At 62.2% G+C, this 20,440-nt stretch carries 15 protein-coding genes and 1 pseudogene; 11 read left to right on the top strand and 5 right to left on the bottom strand.

Annotated elements, in window-relative coordinates; all coding sequences use genetic code 11:
- Positions 1-33: 33 nt before the first annotated feature.
- Positions 34-2,229: an excinuclease ABC subunit UvrB gene (gene uvrB / locus Q9K02_RS12000; RefSeq protein ID WP_305933106.1), complete on the bottom strand. Its 2,196-nt coding sequence runs from the start codon at positions 2,227-2,229 to the stop codon at positions 34-36.
- Between the two features lie 98 nt (positions 2,230-2,327).
- Here uvrB and Q9K02_RS11995 point away from each other — a divergent pair, with 98 nt between their 5' ends.
- The 7 genes from Q9K02_RS11995 to Q9K02_RS11965 all read left to right on the top strand — a co-directional run bounded on the left by Q9K02_RS11995 (position 2,328) and on the right by Q9K02_RS11965 (position 8,470).
- A complete protein-coding gene (locus tag Q9K02_RS11995; protein ID WP_305933105.1) occupies positions 2,328-2,867 on the top strand; it encodes a DUF3617 domain-containing protein in 540 nt (179 codons plus the stop codon).
- A gap of 65 nt (positions 2,868-2,932) precedes the next feature.
- Complete coding sequence (locus Q9K02_RS11990; protein ID WP_305933104.1) at positions 2,933-3,700, top strand: esterase/lipase family protein; 768 nt, start codon at positions 2,933-2,935, stop codon at positions 3,698-3,700.
- A 59-nt stretch (positions 3,701-3,759) separates the two neighbouring features.
- A complete protein-coding gene (locus Q9K02_RS11985; RefSeq protein WP_305933103.1) occupies positions 3,760-5,187 on the top strand; it encodes a circularly permuted type 2 ATP-grasp protein in 1,428 nt (475 codons plus the stop codon).
- Entirely contained in the window at positions 5,187-6,131 is a 945-nt protein-coding gene (locus Q9K02_RS11980; protein WP_305933102.1) for an alpha-E domain-containing protein, read from the top strand. The genes Q9K02_RS11985 and Q9K02_RS11980 overlap by 1 nt, the downstream gene beginning before the upstream one ends.
- The gene (locus Q9K02_RS11975; protein ID WP_305933101.1) at positions 6,131-6,949 is read left to right on the top strand and encodes a transglutaminase family protein; all 819 of its coding nucleotides are present in this window, start codon (positions 6,131-6,133) and stop codon (positions 6,947-6,949) included. Before Q9K02_RS11980 ends, Q9K02_RS11975 begins: the two co-directional genes overlap by 1 nt.
- A 19-nt stretch (positions 6,950-6,968) precedes the next feature.
- The gene (locus Q9K02_RS11970) at positions 6,969-7,715 is read left to right on the top strand and encodes a proteasome-type protease (RefSeq protein ID WP_305933100.1); all 747 of its coding nucleotides are present in this window, start codon (positions 6,969-6,971) and stop codon (positions 7,713-7,715) included.
- A 125-nt stretch (positions 7,716-7,840) separates the two neighbouring features.
- Entirely contained in the window at positions 7,841-8,470 is a 630-nt protein-coding gene (locus Q9K02_RS11965; RefSeq protein WP_305933099.1) for a response regulator transcription factor, read from the top strand.
- Positions 8,471-8,491: 21 nt separating this feature from the next.
- On the opposite strand, the gene Q9K02_RS11960 is transcribed toward Q9K02_RS11965, so the two are convergent.
- Complete coding sequence (locus Q9K02_RS11960) at positions 8,492-9,055, bottom strand: extensin family protein (protein WP_340310196.1); 564 nt, start codon at positions 9,053-9,055, stop codon at positions 8,492-8,494.
- 159 nt (positions 9,056-9,214) lie between these two features.
- Positions 9,215-10,693, bottom strand: a complete 1,479-nt coding sequence (putP, locus tag Q9K02_RS11955; RefSeq protein WP_305933097.1) for a sodium/proline symporter PutP — start codon at positions 10,691-10,693, stop codon at positions 9,215-9,217.
- Between the two features lie 288 nt (positions 10,694-10,981).
- Between putP and budC the strand changes: the two genes are divergently transcribed.
- Positions 10,982-11,761, top strand: coding sequence for a meso-2,3-butanediol dehydrogenase (gene budC, locus Q9K02_RS11950; RefSeq protein ID WP_305933096.1), 780 nt, complete (start codon positions 10,982-10,984; stop codon positions 11,759-11,761).
- On the top strand, positions 11,758-12,516 hold the full coding sequence (locus Q9K02_RS11945) for a hypothetical protein (protein ID WP_305933095.1): 759 nt from the start codon (positions 11,758-11,760) through the stop codon (positions 12,514-12,516). The genes budC and Q9K02_RS11945 overlap by 4 nt, the downstream gene beginning before the upstream one ends.
- 9 nt (positions 12,517-12,525) lie before the next feature.
- On the opposite strand, the gene typA is transcribed toward Q9K02_RS11945, so the two are convergent.
- On the bottom strand, positions 12,526-14,346 hold the full coding sequence (typA, locus tag Q9K02_RS11940; RefSeq protein WP_305933094.1) for a translational GTPase TypA: 1,821 nt from the start codon (positions 14,344-14,346) through the stop codon (positions 12,526-12,528).
- 259 nt (positions 14,347-14,605) lie between these two features.
- Here typA and Q9K02_RS11935 point away from each other — a divergent pair, with 259 nt between their 5' ends.
- On the top strand, positions 14,606-17,332 hold the full coding sequence (locus Q9K02_RS11935) for a TonB-dependent receptor (RefSeq protein ID WP_305933093.1): 2,727 nt from the start codon (positions 14,606-14,608) through the stop codon (positions 17,330-17,332).
- Positions 17,333-17,565: 233 nt separating this feature from the next.
- Positions 17,566-17,799 (top strand): annotated as a pseudogene (locus Q9K02_RS14565) (HNH endonuclease); the annotation flags it as partial.
- Positions 17,800-17,909: 110 nt separating this feature from the next.
- Here the strand turns inward: Q9K02_RS14565 and Q9K02_RS11930 are convergent.
- Entirely contained in the window at positions 17,910-20,417 is a 2,508-nt protein-coding gene (locus tag Q9K02_RS11930; protein WP_305933092.1) for an ABC transporter permease, read from the bottom strand.
- Positions 20,418-20,440 lie beyond the last annotated feature (23 nt).

Here is a 20,440-nt window from a genome sequence, read left to right as displayed (position 1 = left end):
GTTCCAAATACGATGGTTAATCAGGTATTTACCTTAAGGCTTGCCACCCATCCGCTTGTATCGTGTCTTGCCGTAACGGGTCTTGCGCGTGCCGGGTCGGCCGGCATCGCTGCGCCCGACGCGGGGCGCTTTCTTCTCATCGTCGCCGAGGCCGAGTTCGTCGTTCTCCAGCCTGCGGATCTCGTCGCGTAGGCGGCCGGCTTCCTCGAATTCGAGGTCGGCGGCGGCGGCGCGCATCCTCTTTTCCAGATCCTCGATATAGGCACGCAGATTGTGGCCGACGAGATTGTTGCGCTCGTCGTCGCCCGTATCGACGGTAACGCCGTCCTGCGCCGCAGTATGCGCGACAATGTCCGCGATGTTGCGCTTGATCGTCTTGGGCGTGATGCCGTGTTCTTCGTTGTAGGCCTGCTGCTTTTCGCGGCGGCGATCCGTTTCCGCCATGGCGCGCTCCATGCTGCCGGTAATCCGGTCGGCATAAAGGATCACCCGACCCTCGACGTTGCGCGCCGCGCGGCCGATGGTCTGGACGAGGCTGGTCTCGCTGCGGAGGAAACCTTCCTTGTCAGCATCGAGAATGCAGACCAGCCCGCATTCGGGAATGTCGAGGCCTTCGCGTAGCAGGTTGATGCCCACCAGCACGTCGTAAACGCCAAGCCGCAGGTCGCGGATCAGCTCGATACGCTCCAGCGTTTCCACGTCGGAGTGCATGTAGCGGACTTTCACGCCCGCTTCGTGCATGAACTCGGTGAGGTCTTCCGCCATCCGCTTGGTCAGCGTGGTGACGAGCGTGCGGTAGCCCATCTTCGCGGTCTTCTTGCACTCCTCGATGCAGTCCTGGACCTGGTCCTCGACCGGCTTGATCTCGACCGGCGGGTCGATCAGTCCGGTAGGGCGAATAACCTGTTCGGCGAACACGCCGCCGGTTTGCTCCATTTCCCAGGTACCGGGCGTGGCCGAGACGCAGAAGGTCTGCGGGCGCATCGCGTCCCACTCGTTGAAGCGGAGCGGGCGGTTGTCGATACAGCTGGGCAGGCGGAAACCGTATTCGGCGAGCGTGATCTTGCGCCGGTGGTCGCCCTTCGCCATCGCGCCGATCTGCGGCACGGTCTGGTGACTTTCATCGACGAACAGCAGCGCGTTTTCAGGCAGGTATTCGAACAGCGTGGGCGGTGGTTCGCCGGGCAGGCGGCCGGTCAGGAAGCGGCTGTAGTTCTCGATGCCCGCGCATGAGCCGGTGGCGGCGATCATCTCCAGGTCGAAATTGGTGCGCTGCTCCAGCCGCTGCGCTTCAAGCAGGCGGCCTTCCTCATGCAGCTCCTTGAGGCGTTCGGTCAGCTCGAACTTGATGGCTTCCGAGGCCTGTTTCATCGTCGGGCCTGGCGTGACGTAGTGCGAATTGGCGTAGATGCGCACCTTGTCGAGGCTGGCGCCTTTCTTGCCGGTGAGCGGATCGAACTCGCTGATGTCCTCGATTTCGTCGCCGAAGAAGCTGACGCGCCAGGCCATGTCCTCGTAGTGGCTCGGGAAAATCTCCAGATTGTCGCCCCTAACCCGGAAATTGCCGCGCGCGAAAGCAGCGTCGTTGCGCTTGTACTGCAGGGCCACCAGCTTGCGGATCAACTCGCGCTGGTCGACGCTGGTATCTTTCTTGATGTCGAAGATCATGGCCGAGTACGTCTCGACCGAACCGATACCGTAGAGGCAGGATACCGAGGCGACGATGATGACATCGTCGCGCTCCAGCAGGGCGCGGGTGGCCGAGTGGCGCATCCGGTCGATCGCCTCGTTCACCGAGCTTTCCTTCTCGATATAGGTATCGGACCGCGGGACGTAGGCTTCGGGCTGGTAGTAATCGTAATAGCTGACGAAATACTCGACCGCATTCTCCGGGAAGAAGCTTTTGAACTCTCCATAGAGCTGTGCGGCGAGGATTTTATTGGGCGCAAGAATCAGGGCCGGGCGCTGCAATTCCTCGATCACCTTGGCCATGGTGAAGGTCTTGCCCGAACCCGTCACGCCGAGCAGCACCTGCGTCTGCTCTTCGTCCCTGGCTGCCGAAGTCAGCTCGGCAATGGCCGTCGGCTGGTCGCCCGACGGCGTATAGTCGCTGACGAGCTTGAACTTCTTGCCCGGCATCGATTTCTCGGGGCGGGCGGGTTTGTGCGGGGTGAACTCGCCGGTGGTGTCCGGTTCTTCGAGTCCGCGCCTGATAACGAGTTCGGCCATGCGCGCACATATGGGGAACGGCGGCGCGGCGATCAACGCCCGGTTGCGCGAGGCGTCATGGCTGCTAGCTTGCGGCATTCATCAGGGGAGAATTGGCCATGCACAGATATCTATTCGCAAGCGTTGCGGCGCTCGGCCTCGCGGCATGCGGCGGAAACACCAGTGCCGATGCGGACGGCGATGGCGAGATCACCGGTGCAGAAGTCGCCGAGATGGCCGACGAAATGGTCAAGCCCGAGGCCGGCCAGTATCGCGCCACCACCGAACTGGTCGAGCTGGAGGCGCCCGGCGCACCGCCGGAAGCGGTCGAGATGATGCGCGGCATGATGAGTCGCAGTTTCGAATACTGCCTCACCCAGGAAGAAGCCGACCGGGGCTTTGAGGAAATGGCGCGCGAGTCCCAGGACGAGAATTGCTCGTTTGAGAAGTTCGACGTCGATGGCGGCGATATCGACGCTGTCATGACCTGCTCCGGCCAGGGCGAGGGCACGATGCGCATGACCATGCAGGGCAGCGGCGGACGGACGAGTTCCGAAATGACCATGACCATGGAAGGCAATATACCGGGCCAGGGCGAAGGCAGGATGGTCATGAATACCAGCCACGAACGTATCGGCGATTGTCCGGCCGAGGGCTGATGACATCTCGGTGACAGTTTGAAATTCGGGACCCGTTAATCGCGCCCGTGCATTATGACGCGGTGATGGCAACGTTACCATTCAAAGACAGCGCACTCCAGCATGGCGAGGAACTCGCGCGCCGCTGGGCGCTCGCGAAAGAGCCATGCCCCGACGATGCCCGCGGGCCGCGCTGGCAATTGCTGCTCCGCGAATTTCTCTGGCCGTTCGAACCCCTGCGCCGACGGCTCGGCGACGCTCTGGAAATCTCTCCGGCTGCCGATCCCAAGCACATCATGCTGCTGCCGGGCTTTGGTGCGCATCCGATTCGCATGCGCTGGATGGCGCGGCGGCTGGAAGAAGCCGGGCATACCGCCAAGCGCTGGGGCCTCGGTTACAACCTCGGCGCCACGGCCGACCGTTTCGCGCGCGTCGAGAAGCGCTTGCTCGCCCTGCATAAGCGGCATGGCGAGTCGATCGTGCTGGTCGGCTGGAGCCTCGGCGGGGTGATGGCGCGCGAACTTGCCAAGCAGCATCCCGACAAGGTCGCAAAGGTCGTCACCATGGGCTCGCCCTTCTCCGGCAGTCCGCGGGCGAACAATGGCTGGCGGGCCTATCAGGCGATCGCGGGACACCGTGTCGACGAGCCGGAAATCGACACCGTCGTCGCGGAGAAGCCGCCGGTGGAGACGGTCGCTATCTGGAGCCCGTGCGACGGCGTCGTCCATCCGAAATCGGCCTGCGGCCGCCCCGGCGAACGCGACCGCGCCATTCCCGTGCGCTGCTCGCACATGGGCCTCGTCATGACCAATGAGGCGATGGCGGCGCTTCTCGCGGAACTTGATCGCGGCTGAAGGCTTGTGTTCCTGTAGGATCACGGCATGTTCTGTGCCGTGAACATCCCCGGGGGACAATGACGGGCAACGCCGAATTCTTCGACGAAATGCATGGTGCCGATGGCAGCGTGCGCGATGCCTATGAGCGGTATTGCGACTGGTTCGACGAACAGAAGACCGGCCTGCTCAAGCGCAAGCATGCCGAGGCGGAGACGAACTTCCGCAAGACCGGCATCACCTTCAACGTTTATGGCGAGGACGAAGCCGAAGAACGGCTGATCCCGTTCGACATGGTCCCGCGCGTGATCACCGCGGCCGAATGGCGCAAGCTGACCCGCGGGATCGAGCAGCGCGTGTCGGCGCTCAATGCTTTCATGCACGATCTCTACCACCGGCAGGAAATCATCCGCGCCGGGCGCATTCCCGAACGCTTGTTCCGTGACAATGCGGCGTGGCTGCCGAACATGGTCGGCTTCACTCCGCCGGGCGGGGTTTACACGCATATCGTCGGCATCGACCTGGTCCGCACCGGGCCGGACGAATTCTACGTACTGGAAGACAATGCCCGCACGCCGTCGGGCGTCAGCTACATGCTGGAAAATCGCGAAACCATGATGGCGATGTTCCCCGAGCTGTTCATGCGCGTGCCGGTGGAGCAGGTCTCCGACTATCCGCGCCGGCTGGCCAAGAGTCTCGCCGCCTGCGCGCCCGATTGCACCGAGGGTAAGCCGACCGTCGCAGTCCTCACGCCGGGGATCTACAACTCGGCCTATTTCGAGCATGCCTTCCTCGCCGACCAGATGGGCGCGGAACTGATCGAAGGCAGCGATCTGAGGGTCATCGACGGTCGCGTCGCCATGCGGACCACGCACGGGTTCCAGCCGGTCGATGTAATCTATCGCCGGGTGGACGACGAGTTCCTCGACCCGCTGACCTTCAACGAGGACAGCGTGCTCGGCGTGCCGGGCATCATGGACGTCTATCGCGCCGGCGGCGTCACGATTGCGAATGCCCCGGGCACGGGCGTCGCCGACGATAAGGCGATCTATTCCTTCATGCCGGAGATCGTCGAGTTCTATACGGGCGAAAAGCCGCTCCTGCCGAATGTCGAAACGCATCGCTGCGCCGATGAGGAGACGCTGAAATACGTGCTCGACAATCTTGAGGAGCTGGTTGTCAAGGAGGTCCACGGCTCCGGCGGCTATGGCATGCTGATCGGCCCGGCTGCTTCGAAGAAAGAGATCGACGAGTTTCGCAAGAAGCTGGTGGAAAAGCCCGAGAATTATATCGCGCAGCCCACGCTTTCGCTGTCGACCTGCCCGATCTTCACCAAGAAGGGCCTGGCGCCGCGCCATGTCGACTTGCGACCCTTCGTGCTTGTGTCGCCCGACAAGGTCGACATCACGCCCGGCGGCCTGACGCGCGTTGCGCTGAAGGAAGGTTCGCTGGTCGTGAATTCCAGCCAGGGCGGCGGCACCAAGGACACCTGGGTGCTCAAAGACTGATGCTGGGAAGAACCGCCAACGGACTGTTCTGGATGTTCCGCTATCTCGAGCGGGCCGAGAACACCGCGCGCCTGCTCGACGCCGGCTTGCGCATGGCGCTTACCCGCGACCTCGTGACGGCCGAAGAAGAATGGCGTTCGGTCATGGCCACTGCCGGGCAGAAGCAGGGGTACGAGGCCAAGCACGGCACTTACACAGGTATGCAGGCCTGGAATTACATGCTGCGCGACAAGGACAATCCCGCCTCGATCCTGTCGATGTTCGGGCAGGTCCGCCAGAATGCCCGCCTCGCCCGCAACGCCATCAGCGGCGAACTGTGGGAAGCGATCAACGAGAACTGGCTGGTCATGGAGAAACAGCTGGGCAAGCCGGTTGGCGAGAACCGCGTGCTCGACACGGTGGCCACCATCCGCCGCGCCGGGACGTTGGCGCATGGCGCGATGGAAGGCTCCATGCTGCGCGACGAAGGCTATCATTTCGCCCAGGCCGGTACGTTCATCGAGCGCGCCGACAGCATCGCGCGTATCCTCGACATCAAATACTACCTGCTGTTGCCCTCGCTGTCCTATGTCGGATCGAGCCTCGACACCGGACAATGGGACCAGGTCTTGCGGTCGGTCTCCGGCGACCGCGCCTATCGCTGGCTCAACGCCGGACAGATCGACGCGAAGGGCATTTGCGAATTTTTGATCCTTGACGATGCCTTTCCGCGCAGCCTGGCCTTTTGCCATTCCGAACTTCGCGCAAATCTCGCCGCGCTCGCGCGACTTCATGGGCGCGAGGGCCAGAGCAACGAGTTGATGCGCGAAGCCGATACGCGCATCACCGACCTCACCATCGATGAGGTTTTCGACCAGGGGTTGCACGAGTTCCTGATCGAATTCATGTCCAGCAACGCAGCGATTGGCCAGGCGATCGCGCAAGATTACCGGTTTCTCGCCTGATGCGCCTCTCTATCCGCCATACCACCCGCTATCGCTTCGACACTCCGGTCGTGCACGCGCTCCAGCGTCTGCGCCTGACGCCGAAGGAAACGCAGGGGCAGGAAATTCTCGAATGGGAGATGGAGTATGAGAACGCCCATCCCGAGCTGACCTACGAGGACCAGCATCACAACACGACGACGCTGGTCTCCGTCGAGAGCGGATCGCAGGAAGTGCGCGTGACCTGTCATGGCAAGGTCGATACGCATGATCATGCGGGTGTCATCGGGCGCCATGCAGGCCATCTTCCGCTCTGGAGTTTTCAGGGACAGACGGACCTTACCCGTCCGGGGCCAGGCATGAAGAAGCTGCTCAAGGAGATCGAGAAGAGCGAGGACAGCGGTCTCGATCGCCTTCACCGGCTTTCGGCAACGATCTTGGAGCGGGTGGAGTATCAAACCGGGACCACCCATTCGCGCACCAGCGCGGAGGAATCCTTCGCTGCGGCCCACGGCGTTTGCCAGGACCATGCGCATATCTTCATCGGCTCCGCCCGCGCGCTGGGCATTCCCGCGCGCTATGTCAGCGGATATCTGATGATGAACGACCGGATCGATCAGGAAGCGAGCCATGCCTGGGCCGAAGCGCATGTCGAAGGACTCGGCTGGGTCGGCTTCGATATTTCGAACGGGATAAGTCCCGACGAGCGTTATGTCCGCGTTGCAACGGGCCGAGATTACCGCGATGCAGCGCCGGTGACAGGGATCAGTTTCGGCACGACATCGACCGTGCTCGAAGTCGATGTCGCGGTCGAGCAACAACAGATACAGCAGCAATAGCTGCCGAGGGTAGTTTTCAATGACCTATTGCGTAGGCATGATGCTCGACAAGGGCCTCGTCCTGATGAGCGACACAAGGACCAACTCGGGCGTCGATAATATCTCCGTGTTCCGCAAGATGTTCACCTGGCAGGAGCCGGGCGAGCGGATCATCACCGTCATGACCGCCGGAAATCTCGCTTCTACCCAGGCTGTCGTTAGCCAGCTCGAAGAGCGGATGAAGGAGCCGGGCCAGCGCGAGAACATCCTGTTCGAGGCGCCGACCATGTTCAACGTCGCGACCGAAATCGGCAAGCTATTGCGCTCGACTATAGGAGAGCGGCAGTCGGCCAATGGCGCGCGGGGGCAGGGCAAGTTCACTGCGTCCATCATCGTGGCCGGCCAGATCAAGGGCATGGAGCCGCGCCTGTTCATGATCTATCCCGAAGGCAATTTCATCGAGGCGAGCCTCGACACGCCTTTCTTCCAGATTGGTGAGACGAAATACGGGAGACCGATCATCATTCGCGGTTACGACCGCGAAATGAGCTTGGAGGATGGGGTCAAGCTGCTGATGGTAAGCTTCGATTCGACGCTCAAGGCGAACCTGTCAGTTGGCCTGCCGCTGGACCTTCAGGTGATCGAGCGCGATACGTTCGAGCCCAAGCACCAGCACCGGATCACCCACGACGATACGTACTTCCAGACGATCTCAGCGGGGTGGGGGGATGCTCTCAAACATGCATTTCATTCGCTCCCCGACTACAGCTTTTATCGAGAAGATTGAACGAGCGAAAATATAGTAAATGATTGATCTATGAGGACGTTTCAGTGGAATTAAGTATTCGTAAAACTTCGGATAGGTAGTGATTCGAATTACGCATTATCCCGCATTGCGTCATGCTTGCGGGCATGGAACAGCGTCAAACTCTCCACATCGTCGGCGGGTCCAGCCGCTCCCGCGCAGAACAAGCCCATCTCGGCTATAAGCTCGGCCACCACTGCGAAATCTACGCCAATGTCGGCGAATTGATCGAGCATGTGCCCGACAGCGGCATGATCCTCGCTTTCGACGATCCCGCTGAAGGCGGCGTATCGCGCGTACTGCGAGCTTTGTCGGTGATTGGCAAATGGCTGCCGGTCGTGGCGACCTCGTTCGATCCTAGGCCGACCTGCGTGGTCGAGGCGATCAAGGCGGGCGCGCTCGATTATCTCCGCTTGCCATTAAAGGAAGATCGCCTCGGTAGCGCGATAGCGCGCATTGCGGGCGAGGCGGATGCCTATGCTCACGCGCGCCGAAAAATGGTCGAGGCCAGAAACCGGATCGCCGTTCTGTCGCCACGCGAACGCGAAGTTCTCGACTGGCTGGCCGAAGGGTGCAGCAACAAGATGATCGCGCGCGAATTATCGATCAGTCCGCGGACCGTCGAAATCCACCGCGCGAACATGATGACCAAGTTAGGCGCCGAGCATCCGAGCCAAGCGGTGCGCTTGAAGCTTGAGGCCCAGCTGGAGCAGGCTAGCCAAGTGGCGGTCGGATAGCCTGCCGGACCTTTTGGTCGCTCAGCGACAGAAGGAGCCGTTACCGAACTCCAGATGCAGGTGGTCGCGGTGCGCCGCGTCATAGTCCGGACCGAGAACTGTGCCAAAGCGCTTGCAAGCGCTAGCATGGACCGTGCGTAGGAACTCTCGCTCTCGCGGCGATGCGTGCCAATCGTCCTTCACCGATATGCGGCGGCCGTCGGCGAGTACGAAGCCCGATACGTCGATCGCCTCAGCCCTGGCATGAGCCGAGCGGCGGCCAGTCCCGGCGACATTGCGGCAGGAGTAACTACCGAAGGTCTCGATGCGCGCGAGCGGGCTGCCGAGGATCTGCCGCGCTGCCCGGTCCACGCCGAAGCGGGCCCAGCCGGCTAGCGTATTGGCGGCGGGACAGGCCAGCGGGCCGAGATTGGTGATGGCGAAACTGTTCTCGTCTCCCCCGATACCGTCCAGCTTTACAGTGTTGAGGTTGCTGCAGCCTGCGCCGAAAAAGCGGTCGGGTAGGGGGGAGAAACTCGATCCGGTCTTGCCGAGCTCGGCATGGCACTGGCGCGCCTCCGGCCGAGGCTGAGCGATGGCAGGCACCGAGCTTTCGGTGCGCACCCTCGTGGGCGCCTCGCGATCGGGAATAGCGCCGCATCCTGCCACCAACAGGAGGAGAGGAGAAAGAATGGCAGGATGCGAACGCATGCCTGCGAGTATCACCGAACATAGTTAACGTAAGGCTAACCCGTTTGCTTTCGGTCAGGCGGTGGTCGGCATCGGCTCGCGATAGGTCGCCTTGCTCACCAGTACGATGGCCAGCCATGCGGCGATGAAGCCGGGTACGATCTCGTACAGTCCGCCGTCGAAACCGGGTAATTCCGAATTCCAGCCTAGCGCGATCCACGCCACGACGACAGCCGCGCCGGTGACGAGTCCCGAGAGCGCTCCCGCGCCGGTCATGCGGTCCCAGGTCAGCGACAGGATGATCAGCGGACCGAAGGCTGCCCCGAAGCCGGCCCAGGCATTGGAGACGAGGCCGAGAACCTCGCTTTCGGGATCGCTCGCGATCAGGATCGCGGCGAGGGCCACCAGCGCGACGCAGATGCGGCCGATATTCACGCTCTCGCGCTCGCTGGCGTTCTTGCGGAAGAACAGCTTGTAAAAATCTTCAGTGAGCGAGGACGAGGCCACCAGCAGCTGCGAGCTGATGGTCGACATGATCGCGGCGAGCAGTGCAGCCAGCAGGAAGCCCGTGATCAGCGGGTGGAACAGCAAGTTCGCCAAGACGATGAATATCGTCTCCGGATTGTCGATCGCCAACCCGTTGCGCTCGACATAGGCGCGGCCGGCGATGCCGATGCCGATCGAACCCAGCAGCGCGACGCCCATCCAGGTCATGCCGATATTCCTTGCGGTTTTGACCTTGTCGATGGTGTCGATGGCCATGAAGCGCACGATGATATGCGGCTGACCGAAATAGCCGAGGCCCCACGTAACCGCGCTGATGAAGCCGAGAAGCGTGAGGCCTTGCGTCAGACTGAGGAAACCCTCGACCGGCACATCGGACAGCGAGCCGCCGCCTTCGCCCCCGGCGCCGAACATCACCACCAGCGGCATCAGCACCAGCGCCACCACCATGATGCAGCCCTGCACGAAATCGGTCAGGCTGACCGCGAGGAAGCCGCCGACCATGGTGTAGGCGAGAACCACCAGCGCGGTGATCCAGATGCCCATCATGTAATCGCTCATTCCGACATCGGGTAGGATGCCGGCGAAACTGGTCTCGAACAGCAGGCCCCCGCCGACGAGGCCGGCAGCGGTATAGACCGAGAAAAACACGACCACGATGAGCGCGCTCGCAACCCGCAGGGCTACGGCCTTGTCGGGGAAACGGTTGGCAAGGAATTCGGGGATCGTCAGCGCATTGCCATAGCTTTCCGTCTGGGCGCGAAGGCGCGGTGCGACGACGATCCAGTTGACCAGCGCGCCGAGGAACAGGCCGATCCCGATCCACGCCTCGACCAGGCCGCTGGCGTAGAGCGCGCCGGGCAGGCCTAGCAGCAGCCAGCCGCTCATGTCCGAGGCCCCGGCGGACAGCGCAGCGACCGCCGGCGGCAAATTGCGTCCGGCCAGCAAATAGCCCTCGCTGGTGTCGGTCGAGCGCTTCCAGGCCCACAGGCCGATGGCGATCATGAGCACGAAATAGAGCGCGAGGCTGACGAGTGTTCCTGTTTCCATGCGGGCGCTGGTAACAAACGCAACCGGGATGGTCCACCGCCACGCCTGCGACGCGATATCGACGCGCCGTGTGTGCCCCACTGAGTGGGCAAGAGAGGCGGGTGAAACCTAAGATCCGGCGGTATCTCACGTGGTCGCGCTACAAGGGTGTGGTCTAGCCGATATTACCGCACGAAAGCCCTCGTACTGCTCAATCGGCAATATGCTGGTGTAGCCGCGGGCTTGGGTGCGGCACATTTGAAAGAGCCGTTCATTGACTGGATGAAACACCCCGACAGGAGCGGTTCAGTGCAAAGATTTACAAGCAAGACAGTCATCGTAACGGGCTCGTCCTCGGGCATCGGAGAGGGCATCGCGAGGCGCTTCGCCGAAGAGGGTGCGAATGTCGTCCTCAATTCGCGCAGTCGGGACGATCTGGAGAAAGTCGCGAAAGACCTCGACGGTGACCGCACCTTGATTGTCGAAGGCGACGTCGGAAAACGCGAGTTTGCCAAGAACATCGTCGGCAAGACCGTCGACCGCTTCGGTGGCCTCGACGTGCTGGTCAACAACGCCGGTGTCGGCGCTTTCGGCATGCTCGCCGATGCGAGCGACGATGATATCGACAAGGTGATCGATATCAATGTGAAGGGCCTGCTGTTTCTATGTCGCGAAGCGATCCCGGACCTCGCGAAAAGCAAGGGCTCGATCATCAACACCTCGAGCGTGTCGGGCACCGGGGGCGACTGGATTTTGCCAATCTACAACGCTTCGAAGGGAGCAGTGACGAACCTTACGCGGGCCTTGGCGCTGCAGCTGGGTAAGCAGGGGATTCGCGTGAATGCGGTTTGCCCGTCCCTTACACGGTCGGAAATGAGTTCGGGCATCCTGGACAATGACAGTCTGATGGAAGCGTTCATGCGGCGCATTCCGCTCGGCAGGCCCGGAGAGCCAGAGGACGTCGCTGGGCCGGTTTTGTTTCTCGCCAGCGACGATGCCCGGTTCGTCACCGGAGTGAACCTCGCTATCGATGGAGGCTTATCGGCCAGCAACGGGCAGCCCAACTTTATGGCGTTCCAAGACGAGTGAGCGCCGGAGTCCTCGTCACGCTGGCGATGGCGCTGGCCTTTGCGGCCACGCACATCTTTGTCGGCAAATTGCGTTTTCTCGACCGCACCCCGCGCAGCAAGTGGTTGAGCTTCGCGGGCGGCGTGGCGGTCGGCTATGTGTTCATGCATGTCTTGCCCGAACTCGGCGCTCACGCGGCGACCTTCGAGACGGCGACCGGTTTCGATGCCACTCTTGCCGAGGGCTTGGTCTATACGCTGGCGCTGGCCGGACTAGCGTTATTCTATGGTCTTGAACGAGCATTGGCTGCCTCGACCGGCCAGCGAATGGAGCAGGAGGGGCGCGACCGTCCGCACCACGGCGTATTCTGGCTGCACATCGCTGCCTCCTCGCTGCTGATCCTGGTGATCACGTACTTGCTTTCGCATCGCGAGGACACATCGCCGCTCGGGCTCGTCCTCTATTTCGCCGCGATGCTGTTGCACTTCGTCACAGCCGATTTCGGCTCGCGCACCGACCACCCCGAACTTTACGATGCGAAGGGCCGCTGGGTCCTGGTCGCCGCCACGCTCGGCGGCTGGGCACTGGGGCGGGTGGTCGAGCTGCCCGAGATCGCCATCGGCTGCCTGTTCGCCTTCCTGGCCGGCGGCGTGATGCTGCTGGTGCTCAAGGAAGAGCTACCGGAAAACCGGAGAAGCTTTTTCCTGCCGTTCCTCGGTGGTGCAGTGCTCTATGCCGGGCTGGTGCTGGCCGAGACCTATCACGTCTCGGCCTAGCCCTAAACCTCAGCTCTGCGCGGCGCGCTTGGCACGCTTGCGTTCGTGCGGGTCGAGGATCGCCTTGCGCAGGCGGATGCTCTCGGGCGTCACTTCGACCATTTCATCGTCGTCGATATAGGCGATGGCCTGTTCCAGCGTCATCACGCGCGGCGGAGTGAGGCGGATGGCATCGTCCTTGCCGGTCGAACGGAAGTTCGTCAGCTGTTTCGACTTCATCGGATTGACTTCGAGATCGTCGGGCTTGGCGTTCTCGCCGATGATCATGCCTTCGTAAATCTTCGCGCCGCCACGGATGAACAGCTCGCCGCGATCCTCGAGCGCGTTCAGTGCGTAGGGCACCGCTTCGCCCGGTACCATCGAGATCAGCACGCCGTTCTGGCGGCCTTCGATGGGGCCGCGATAGGTATCGTACTTCTCGAACAGGCGGTTCATGATGCCCGTGCCGCGCGTGTCGGACAGGAATTCACCGTGATAGCCGATCAGGCCGCGCGACGGGGCGGAGAAGGTGATGCGGGTCTTGCCCTGGCCCGAGGGGCGCATTTCGGTAAGCTCGGCCTTGCGGCGCTGCATCTTCTCGACGACCGTGCCCGAGTGCTCGTCGTCGACGTCGATGACGACGGTCTCGAACGGCTCCATGCGTTGGCCATTCTCTTCGCGGAACAGCACGCGCGGGCGGCTGATACCGAGCTCGAAGCCTTCGCGGCGCATCGTTTCGATCAGCACGCCGAGCTGCAATTCGCCGCGACCGGCGACTTCGAAGCTGTCCTTGTCGTCGCTCTCGGTGATGCGGATCGCGACATTGGTTTCCGCCTCGCGGTAGAGACGGTCGCGGATCATGCGGCTGGTCACCTTGCTGCCCTCGCGGCCTGCGAGCGGGCTGTCGTTGACCGAGAACTGCATGGCGAGCGTCGGCGGATCGATCGGCTGCGCCTCGATCGGCGTCTTCACGCTCGGGTCGGCGATGGTATTCGAGACGGTCGCCTTTTCAAGACCCGCCAGCGCAATGATGTCGCCCGCAGACGCCGTTTCGACCGGAACGCGGTCGAGCCCATCGAAGCTCATCAGCTTGGTAGCGCGCCCGACCTCGATCACATTGCCCTCGCTGTCGAGCGCATGGATCGGGTCGTTGATGTTGATCGTGCCGGACTGGACGCGGCCCGTGAGCACGCGGCCCATAAAATTGTCGCGGTCGAGCAGGGTGGCGAGGAAGCTGAAGGGCGCTTCGGTGTCGAGGCCCGGAGGCGGCACATGGTCCACGATCAGCTTGAACAGCGGCTCCAGATTGCCGTCGCGCGCGGTCTCGTCTTCGCTGGCATAACCGTCGCGGCCCGAGGCCCACAGGCTCGGGAAATCGAGCTGGTCGTCGTTCGCATCGAGGCTGGCGAAGAGGTCGAATACTTCGTCGAGCACTTCCTGCGGGCGGGCGTCGCCGCGGTCGATCTTGTTGACGACCACGATCGGGCGCAGGCCGAGGCCCAGGGCCTTGCCGGTGACGAACTTGGTCTGCGGCATCGGACCTTCGGCGGAATCGACCAGCAGGATGACACCGTCGACCATTGAGAGGATGCGCTCCACCTCGGCGCCGAAGTCGGCGTGGCCGGGCGTATCCACGATGTTGATGCGCGTGCCGTTCCACTCGACGCTGGTGCACTTCGCCAGGATCGTGATGCCACGTTCCTTTTCGAGATCGTTCGAATCCATCGCACGCTCTTCGACGCGCTGGTTCTCGCGGAAGGTGCCGGACTGGCGGAAAAGTTGGTCGACAAGGGTGGTCTTGCCGTGGTCGACGTGGGCGATGATCGCCACGTTGCGCAGGTCGCGGGACATGGATGTATGCTTTCGTTTAGAATGCCGTAGCGGCAGGCGCGCCATGCGCCTGGCAATTCGGGCGCGCCCCTAGCGCAGATGCTGCAATGCGGCAAGCATATGCGGTGTAACGCGAAAGGCACAGTGGCGGAATCGCGTAGGTTCGCGACCGGCTAAATGCTTGAGGTGGCGCGTGCATACGAATATTCGCCGCCCCGCTTGCGTGATTTTGGGAACTGCGCGGCAGACCAGAATGCGTCTTGAGAGAAGAGGACAACTCATGAAATTCACCACTTTCGGCCGCACTGCGACCGTTCGTACCGCTCTGCTTGCCGGTGCTGCGACCATCTTTGTACCGGCCGCGGCGGCTGCACAGGATGCGGACGCCCTCGAGGAAGTGCAGGAGCAGGTCGATAGCGACGGCGATAACATCGAAGACGCTTCTGACGCGCAAACCGGCAATGTGATCGTTGTGACCGCCACCAAGCGTGAGCAGACATTGCAGGAAACTCCGGTCGCCGTCAGCGTGACCACTGCCGAGACGATCGAGCGCGCTCAGATACGCGATGTTGCGGATTTGGCCACCGTGGTCCCTTCGCTTCGCGTCAGCCAGCTGCAGAGCGCCTTTGCAACGAGCTATTCCATTCGTGGCTTCGGCACGGACGGTAACAACATAGGACTCGAGCCGTCGGTCGCGATGTTCGTCGACGGGGTCTATCGCAGCCGCGCAATCGCCCAGATTTCGGACCTTCCCGATATCCAGCGTGTCGAAGTGTTGCGCGGACCGCAATCGACCCTCTTTGGCAAGAATGCGAGCGCCGGCGTTATCTCCATCGTCACCAAAGAGCCGCAGTTCGATTTCGGCGGAATGGTCGAAGCGAGTTACGGCAATTTCGACGCTATGGTTGCCAAGGGCTACGTGACGGGACCGATTAGCGAGTCCTTTGCCTTCAGCGTCGGCGCGGGGATAAACAAGCGTGACGGCTATCTGACCAATGGTTTCAACGGTCAGGACATCAACGATCGTGATCGCTGGTTTACCCGCGGCCAGTTGCTCTTTGACAATGGCGGACCGCTCCGTGCGCGTATCATCGGCGACTACGATAAGATCGAAGAACGCTGCTGCGGCGTCGTCAATGTCCGCCCGTCTGCCGAAACAGGGGCAGTTCTGGCGGTAGGCGGACTGGTCAACGATTTCCGCGACAACCCCGACGGCGATGTGATCTTCACCGATGTCGATCCCATCAACGATGTCGAGAACTACGGCATCTCAGGCCAGATCGATTACGACTTGGGTGGTATCTCGCTGACGTCGATCACAGCCTATCGCGAAACCAAGCTTGCAGCCAATCAGGACGTCGATTTCACCAGCGCCGCGCTCGCATCGGGTGCGAATATCGGCGACGCAGCGATCGACACCTTCACCCAGGAACTCCGGATTGCATCGGACTTCGACGGTCCGATCAATTTCCTGATTGGCGGCTACTACTTCGACGAGACTGTCGACACCTCCGACCAGATCGTCTTCGGCGAAGATTTCCGTCCCTATGCCAACCTGCTGCTGCAGGGAGCGACGGGCGGAACGCAGAACATCGACACGGTTGAAGCAACCCTCTCGGCGCTGAACGGCCAGGATTTCACGGGCCAATTCTTCGCTGAAGGTCAGGGTTTCTTCAATAACATCGTGCAAGACAACGAGGCATATTCGATCTTCGGAAACGTCGATTTCGAGTTTGTCGACGGTCTCGTCCTGACGTTGGGTGCGAATTACACCAAGGACAAGAAACAAATCGTCACGGACTCGACGAGCACCGATGTCTTCTCGAACATCGATCTCGTCGCTTCAGGCAATCGGGCGATTTTCGCTACGGCATTTCCGGCGCAGGTCGGGGATGCTTTCGGACTTGGTGGGCCTGCCACGCCAGAACAGATTGCCGGTCTGCTAGCCAATCCGAACTTTGCACCGATCGTGGCGCAGATCCAGCAAGGTGTTCAGGCATTCGCCGACGCCAACGACACCAATCCGGCGGTCAACCCCCTGCTCGCGCTCACCCCTTTCCAGTTCCTGCCTCCCTTGCAGAACTGTCCGAACGCGGTGGAAGATTGCGCCACGAATGATGACGATTTCAGCTGGAACGTGCGCCTCGCGTACGAGATCACGCCGACGCTGAACGTCTATGCAAGCTGGGCGACCGGCTACAAAGCGCCGAGCTTCAATCTTTCGCGTGACAGCCGCCCGCTTCCGGGCGATTTCGCTGCGCTCGTGGACCAAGGCTTGGCGGTCACGAACCTTCGTCCGGGTACTCGCTTCGCAGATGCCGAAAATTCCGAGGTTTACGAGATCGGCTTCAAGGGCAATTGGGAATACGCTTCGGCCAACTTGACCTTCTTCAAGCAGTCGATCGAGGATTTCCAGGCAAACACCTTTACCGGTACGTCCTTCATCCTTTCGAATGCCGGGAAGCAGGAAACGCTGGGGGTCGAATTCGATGGCCAGGTTCGTCCGACCGACGCACTGACACTGAGTGTCGCGATGACTTACCTCGACGCGAAGTACGACAGCTTCACCAATTCGCCTGTCGGCGATCTGACCGACGAAGAGGTGGCCGGTGTGCCAAAGCTGTCCGCCGTATTCGGCGCTCAGTACGACCAGGAGGTCAATTCGAACGGCGATCGCATCATCCTGCGCGGTGACTTCTCCTACCAGTCGCCCGTTCAGGTGATTGCCGGATTGACCAACTTCATCGTGACCGATCCGGCCACGGGCGCCCGCGATTTCGGCCCGGCCCGCGATGCGGCTCGTCCGTTCCGCCGGGAGGTCAACAGCCTCAACGCTTCGCTTACCTACGCATTCGACATGGGGCTGGAACTTAGCGTTTGGGGCCGCAATCTGCTGGACGATCGTTATATCACCACGATCTTTCCCGCCGTGGCGCAGGGCCAGTCGATCTCCGGCTATCCCAATCAGCCGCGGACCTACGGCGTGGGAGCCCGCTTCCGCTTCTAAGCCAGGCGGATATGTGCAATCAGACGGGGAAGGGGGCTGTCGGGCCCCCTTTTCTTTGTCTTGACTGCGAGCCAGCGAAGACGATCTTTCAAAAGGCATCGAACAGAAGTTCGATGTGTGAGGTTGTGGGGGAACGGCATTAGCCGCCTATAGCGCGAGCCATTAGGCTCTTTCCTCGAGCGGTTAATAACCGGTGCGCACCGCAGGAATGTAATTTCCTTTCGGAGGCATCAATGGCCGATTTAAAGACTAAAACCTCGTTCCATTTTCAGAAGCAGAACGGTCTTTGTTTCTATTGCGACGACCCCATGTGGATCAACGATCCGGATCACTATCGCCAGAAATTCCGACTTACCCAAAAGCAAGCACGCCAACGCCAAGCCACCGCCGAGCATCTGGTTGCCAGATCTGAAGGGGGCTCAAACGATCGGGACAATCTCGTTGCGGCATGCCGCTTCTGTAATACCCAGCGGCATAAATGTCCGGTAGCCAAATCTGCCGAAGATCATCGGAAGCATGTCAGGCGTCGAATGGAGCTAGGAAAATGGCATCAGGCCAAGCTGAACCGGCCGGATTTCTATAGCGCCCGCAATGCCTGCGCCGGTTTGGCCCTCAGCAGCGGCAGGGACGCCCCGAGCGCAAAGGCCAGAACGATCCCGAGTCCCAACCCGAGCACAGCCATCACCTCGCCCCAATCGGGCAGCCAGTCGAATTCGAACAGCTGGGTCACGACCAGCCAGCCGGCAAAGCTGCCGACAGCGAGCGCGACGATGGCAAGAGCGCCAGCCAGCGCGACATATTCGATCAACTGCATGGCAAGGATCTGCCGCCGGTCCGCGCCGAGGACGCGCATCACCACGGTATCGTAGGTCCGCGCCGCACGCGCGGCCGCAATCGCGCCAAGCAGCACGGCCAGACCCGCAAGCACGGCTACGCTGGCGGCGGCCAGCGTGGCGAGACCCACCTGCTCAAGGATCGTCCGGGCCTGTCCCAGCACGCCACCGACCTCGATCACCGAGGCGGAGGGAAAGCTCGCGACCAGAGACTGCAACAGCGGCCCGGTCGGTTTGCCTTCGGACAGTTCGATGGTGGCGGCCAGATTGTGCGGCACATCGGCCAGCGCATTGGGGCTCAGCACGAAGACGTAATTGAAACCCATGCTCTCCCAGTCGATGCGGCGCAGATTGGCGATCCGTGCCTGTTTCTCGACGCCCAGCACACCGAAAGTCAGCATGTCGCCGATTTCGAGGCCGGCGGCCTCGGCGAATTCCTCATCGACAGAGACCAGCGGTTCCCCTGCATACATTGGCCCCCACCATTCGCCTGACGTAATGCTATTACCCTCGGGGACATTGTCGGCATAGGTCAGGCCGCGCTCGCCGCGTAGCGCCCATGCGCCGTCGGGGATGTCCTCGAGCTCCGAAGTGCGGGTCATTGCGCCTTCCGGGCCGAAGGCGAGGACGGAGCCGCGCAGGGCGGGCACGGTGCGCCAGTCGGCCTGCGGATCGGCATCCTCGATCAGAGTTTCGAATTCGGCGATCCGGTCTCGCGGGATGTCGAGCACGAAATAGTCGGGCGCCTGCTGCGGCACGCGGCTTTCGATATTGCCGTCGATCGCGGATTGCACCGCGGCGAGGAGAACGAAGGCCGACAGACCAAAGCCGAGCGCGGTGACCAGTGCTCCGGTCGAGCTTCCGGGCCGGTGCAGATTGGCGAGCGCGTTGCGCGCGATAGGGTCTTTCGGACGCGGCAGCGCGGCGGCGAGTTTGCGGATGCCCCAGCCGAGCAGGGCCAGCAAGCCTAGCAGAACGGCGGCGCCTGCAAGGAACCCACCAGACAGCAGAGGTTGCTCCGCCGTCAGCAGCGCCAGCGCCACGATGGCCGCCAATCCCCCGCCGACCACCAGCAAAGCAACGCGATCTCTTGCGAGCGGTGCTACTCGAGCCCGCATAAGCGCCATCGCCGGAAAATTGCGCGCTCTCAGCAGTGGAGGCGCAGCGAAGACCAGCGCGACGAGGAGGCCATAGGCTAGCGCGAGCAACAGCGGGCCGGGTGCGACGACGAAGCCGGTCGAGACGGGCAGCAGTCCTTCCAGTGCGGTCGCAAGCAGCGGGACGATCGCGATGCCGGCTACGATGCCTGCAATACTACCGGCCACAGCAGCTGCGGCGATCTGAAGTGCATAGATCCGCGCGATATCGCGGCTCGTCGCGCCGAGAATCTTGAGAGTGGCGATCCCCTGCCGCCGCGCGTCGAGATAGCTGGTCACCCCGCCACCGATACCGATTCCCGCGATCACCAGCGCAGCAAGTCCCACCAGAGTGAGGAATTCGCTCATGCGGTCGATGAAGCGGTCGGTGCCGGGGGCGGCGCGATCGGCGGTGTCGATGTCGAAGCCGGACTCGGGAAAGCGCTCTTCGATGTCTTCGCGCACGTCCTCCGCATTCTGCAGTGTGTCGAAGCGGACACGGGTCTTGGATTCGTACATGGAGCCGGGCGCGATCAGGCCGGCGCGCTGCGGGAGGTCGTCAGCCACGATGATCGTCGGGCCGAGCTGGAAACCTTCGCCGAGCCGGTCGGGTTCGTCCGCGATCAGCCCGCCGACCGTGACCGTTTCGGTGCCGATCGCGATCGTTTCTCCGACCGAAACACCCAGCCGTTCGGCCGCGCCGGGGGAGAGCCAGGCCTCACCCGCTTCCGGCTGCCCGACCGAGCGGCCGTCCTCCAGCACGAGTTCGCCATAGAGCGGATAGGCACCGTCGATGGCCTTCAGTTCGATCGGTGCAGCCTGCTCGCCGTAGCGGGCCATCGCCTGCAAGCGCGTGCCTGCCGAGACCGTGCCGTATTCGGCAAGCGCGGCGCTCTCTTCCTCGTTGAGGCCGCGCTGCCACAATTCGATCTGCAAGTCCCCACCGAGGAACTGGCGGCCATTGGCCTCCAGTTCGCGCTCGATCGCGGCGGTCAGCGTGCCGATGGCTGCGAGCGCTCCGGTGCCGAGAAACAGGCACACGAGCAGCAGGCGGAGCCCGCGAAAACGCGCGTTGAGGTCGCGCCGGGCGATGCGCCAGGCCGTCGACCAGCCCATCGCTTGTTTGTTTGTCCGCGTGT

Source organism: Qipengyuania profundimaris, assembly GCF_030717945.1.
GTDB classification, from domain to species: Bacteria; Pseudomonadota; Alphaproteobacteria; order Sphingomonadales; family Sphingomonadaceae; genus Qipengyuania; species Qipengyuania profundimaris.
The sequence above is the reverse complement of the archived record's forward strand: the minus strand, read 5'-3'. Positions and strand labels throughout refer to the sequence as shown.

Coding starts and splice junctions, on each gene's coding strand:
- uvrB (WP_305933106.1), bottom strand. CDS start 2,229: ATGGCCGAACTCGTTATCAGGCGCGGACTCGAAGAACCGGACACCACC.
- Q9K02_RS11995 (WP_305933105.1), top strand. CDS start 2,328: ATGCACAGATATCTATTCGCAAGCGTTGCGGCGCTCGGCCTCGCGGCA.
- Q9K02_RS11990 (WP_305933104.1), top strand. CDS start 2,933: ATGGCAACGTTACCATTCAAAGACAGCGCACTCCAGCATGGCGAGGAA.
- Q9K02_RS11985 (WP_305933103.1), top strand. CDS start 3,760: ATGACGGGCAACGCCGAATTCTTCGACGAAATGCATGGTGCCGATGGC.
- Q9K02_RS11980 (WP_305933102.1), top strand. CDS start 5,187: ATGCTGGGAAGAACCGCCAACGGACTGTTCTGGATGTTCCGCTATCTC.
- Q9K02_RS11975 (WP_305933101.1), top strand. CDS start 6,131: ATGCGCCTCTCTATCCGCCATACCACCCGCTATCGCTTCGACACTCCG.
- Q9K02_RS11970 (WP_305933100.1), top strand. CDS start 6,969: ATGACCTATTGCGTAGGCATGATGCTCGACAAGGGCCTCGTCCTGATG.
- Q9K02_RS11965 (WP_305933099.1), top strand. CDS start 7,841: ATGGAACAGCGTCAAACTCTCCACATCGTCGGCGGGTCCAGCCGCTCC.
- putP (WP_305933097.1), bottom strand. CDS start 10,693: ATGGAAACAGGAACACTCGTCAGCCTCGCGCTCTATTTCGTGCTCATG.
- typA (WP_305933094.1), bottom strand. CDS start 14,346: ATGTCCCGCGACCTGCGCAACGTGGCGATCATCGCCCACGTCGACCAC.
- Q9K02_RS11935 (WP_305933093.1), top strand. CDS start 14,606: ATGAAATTCACCACTTTCGGCCGCACTGCGACCGTTCGTACCGCTCTG.
- Q9K02_RS11930 (WP_305933092.1), bottom strand. CDS start 20,417: ATGGGCTGGTCGACGGCCTGGCGCATCGCCCGGCGCGACCTCAACGCG.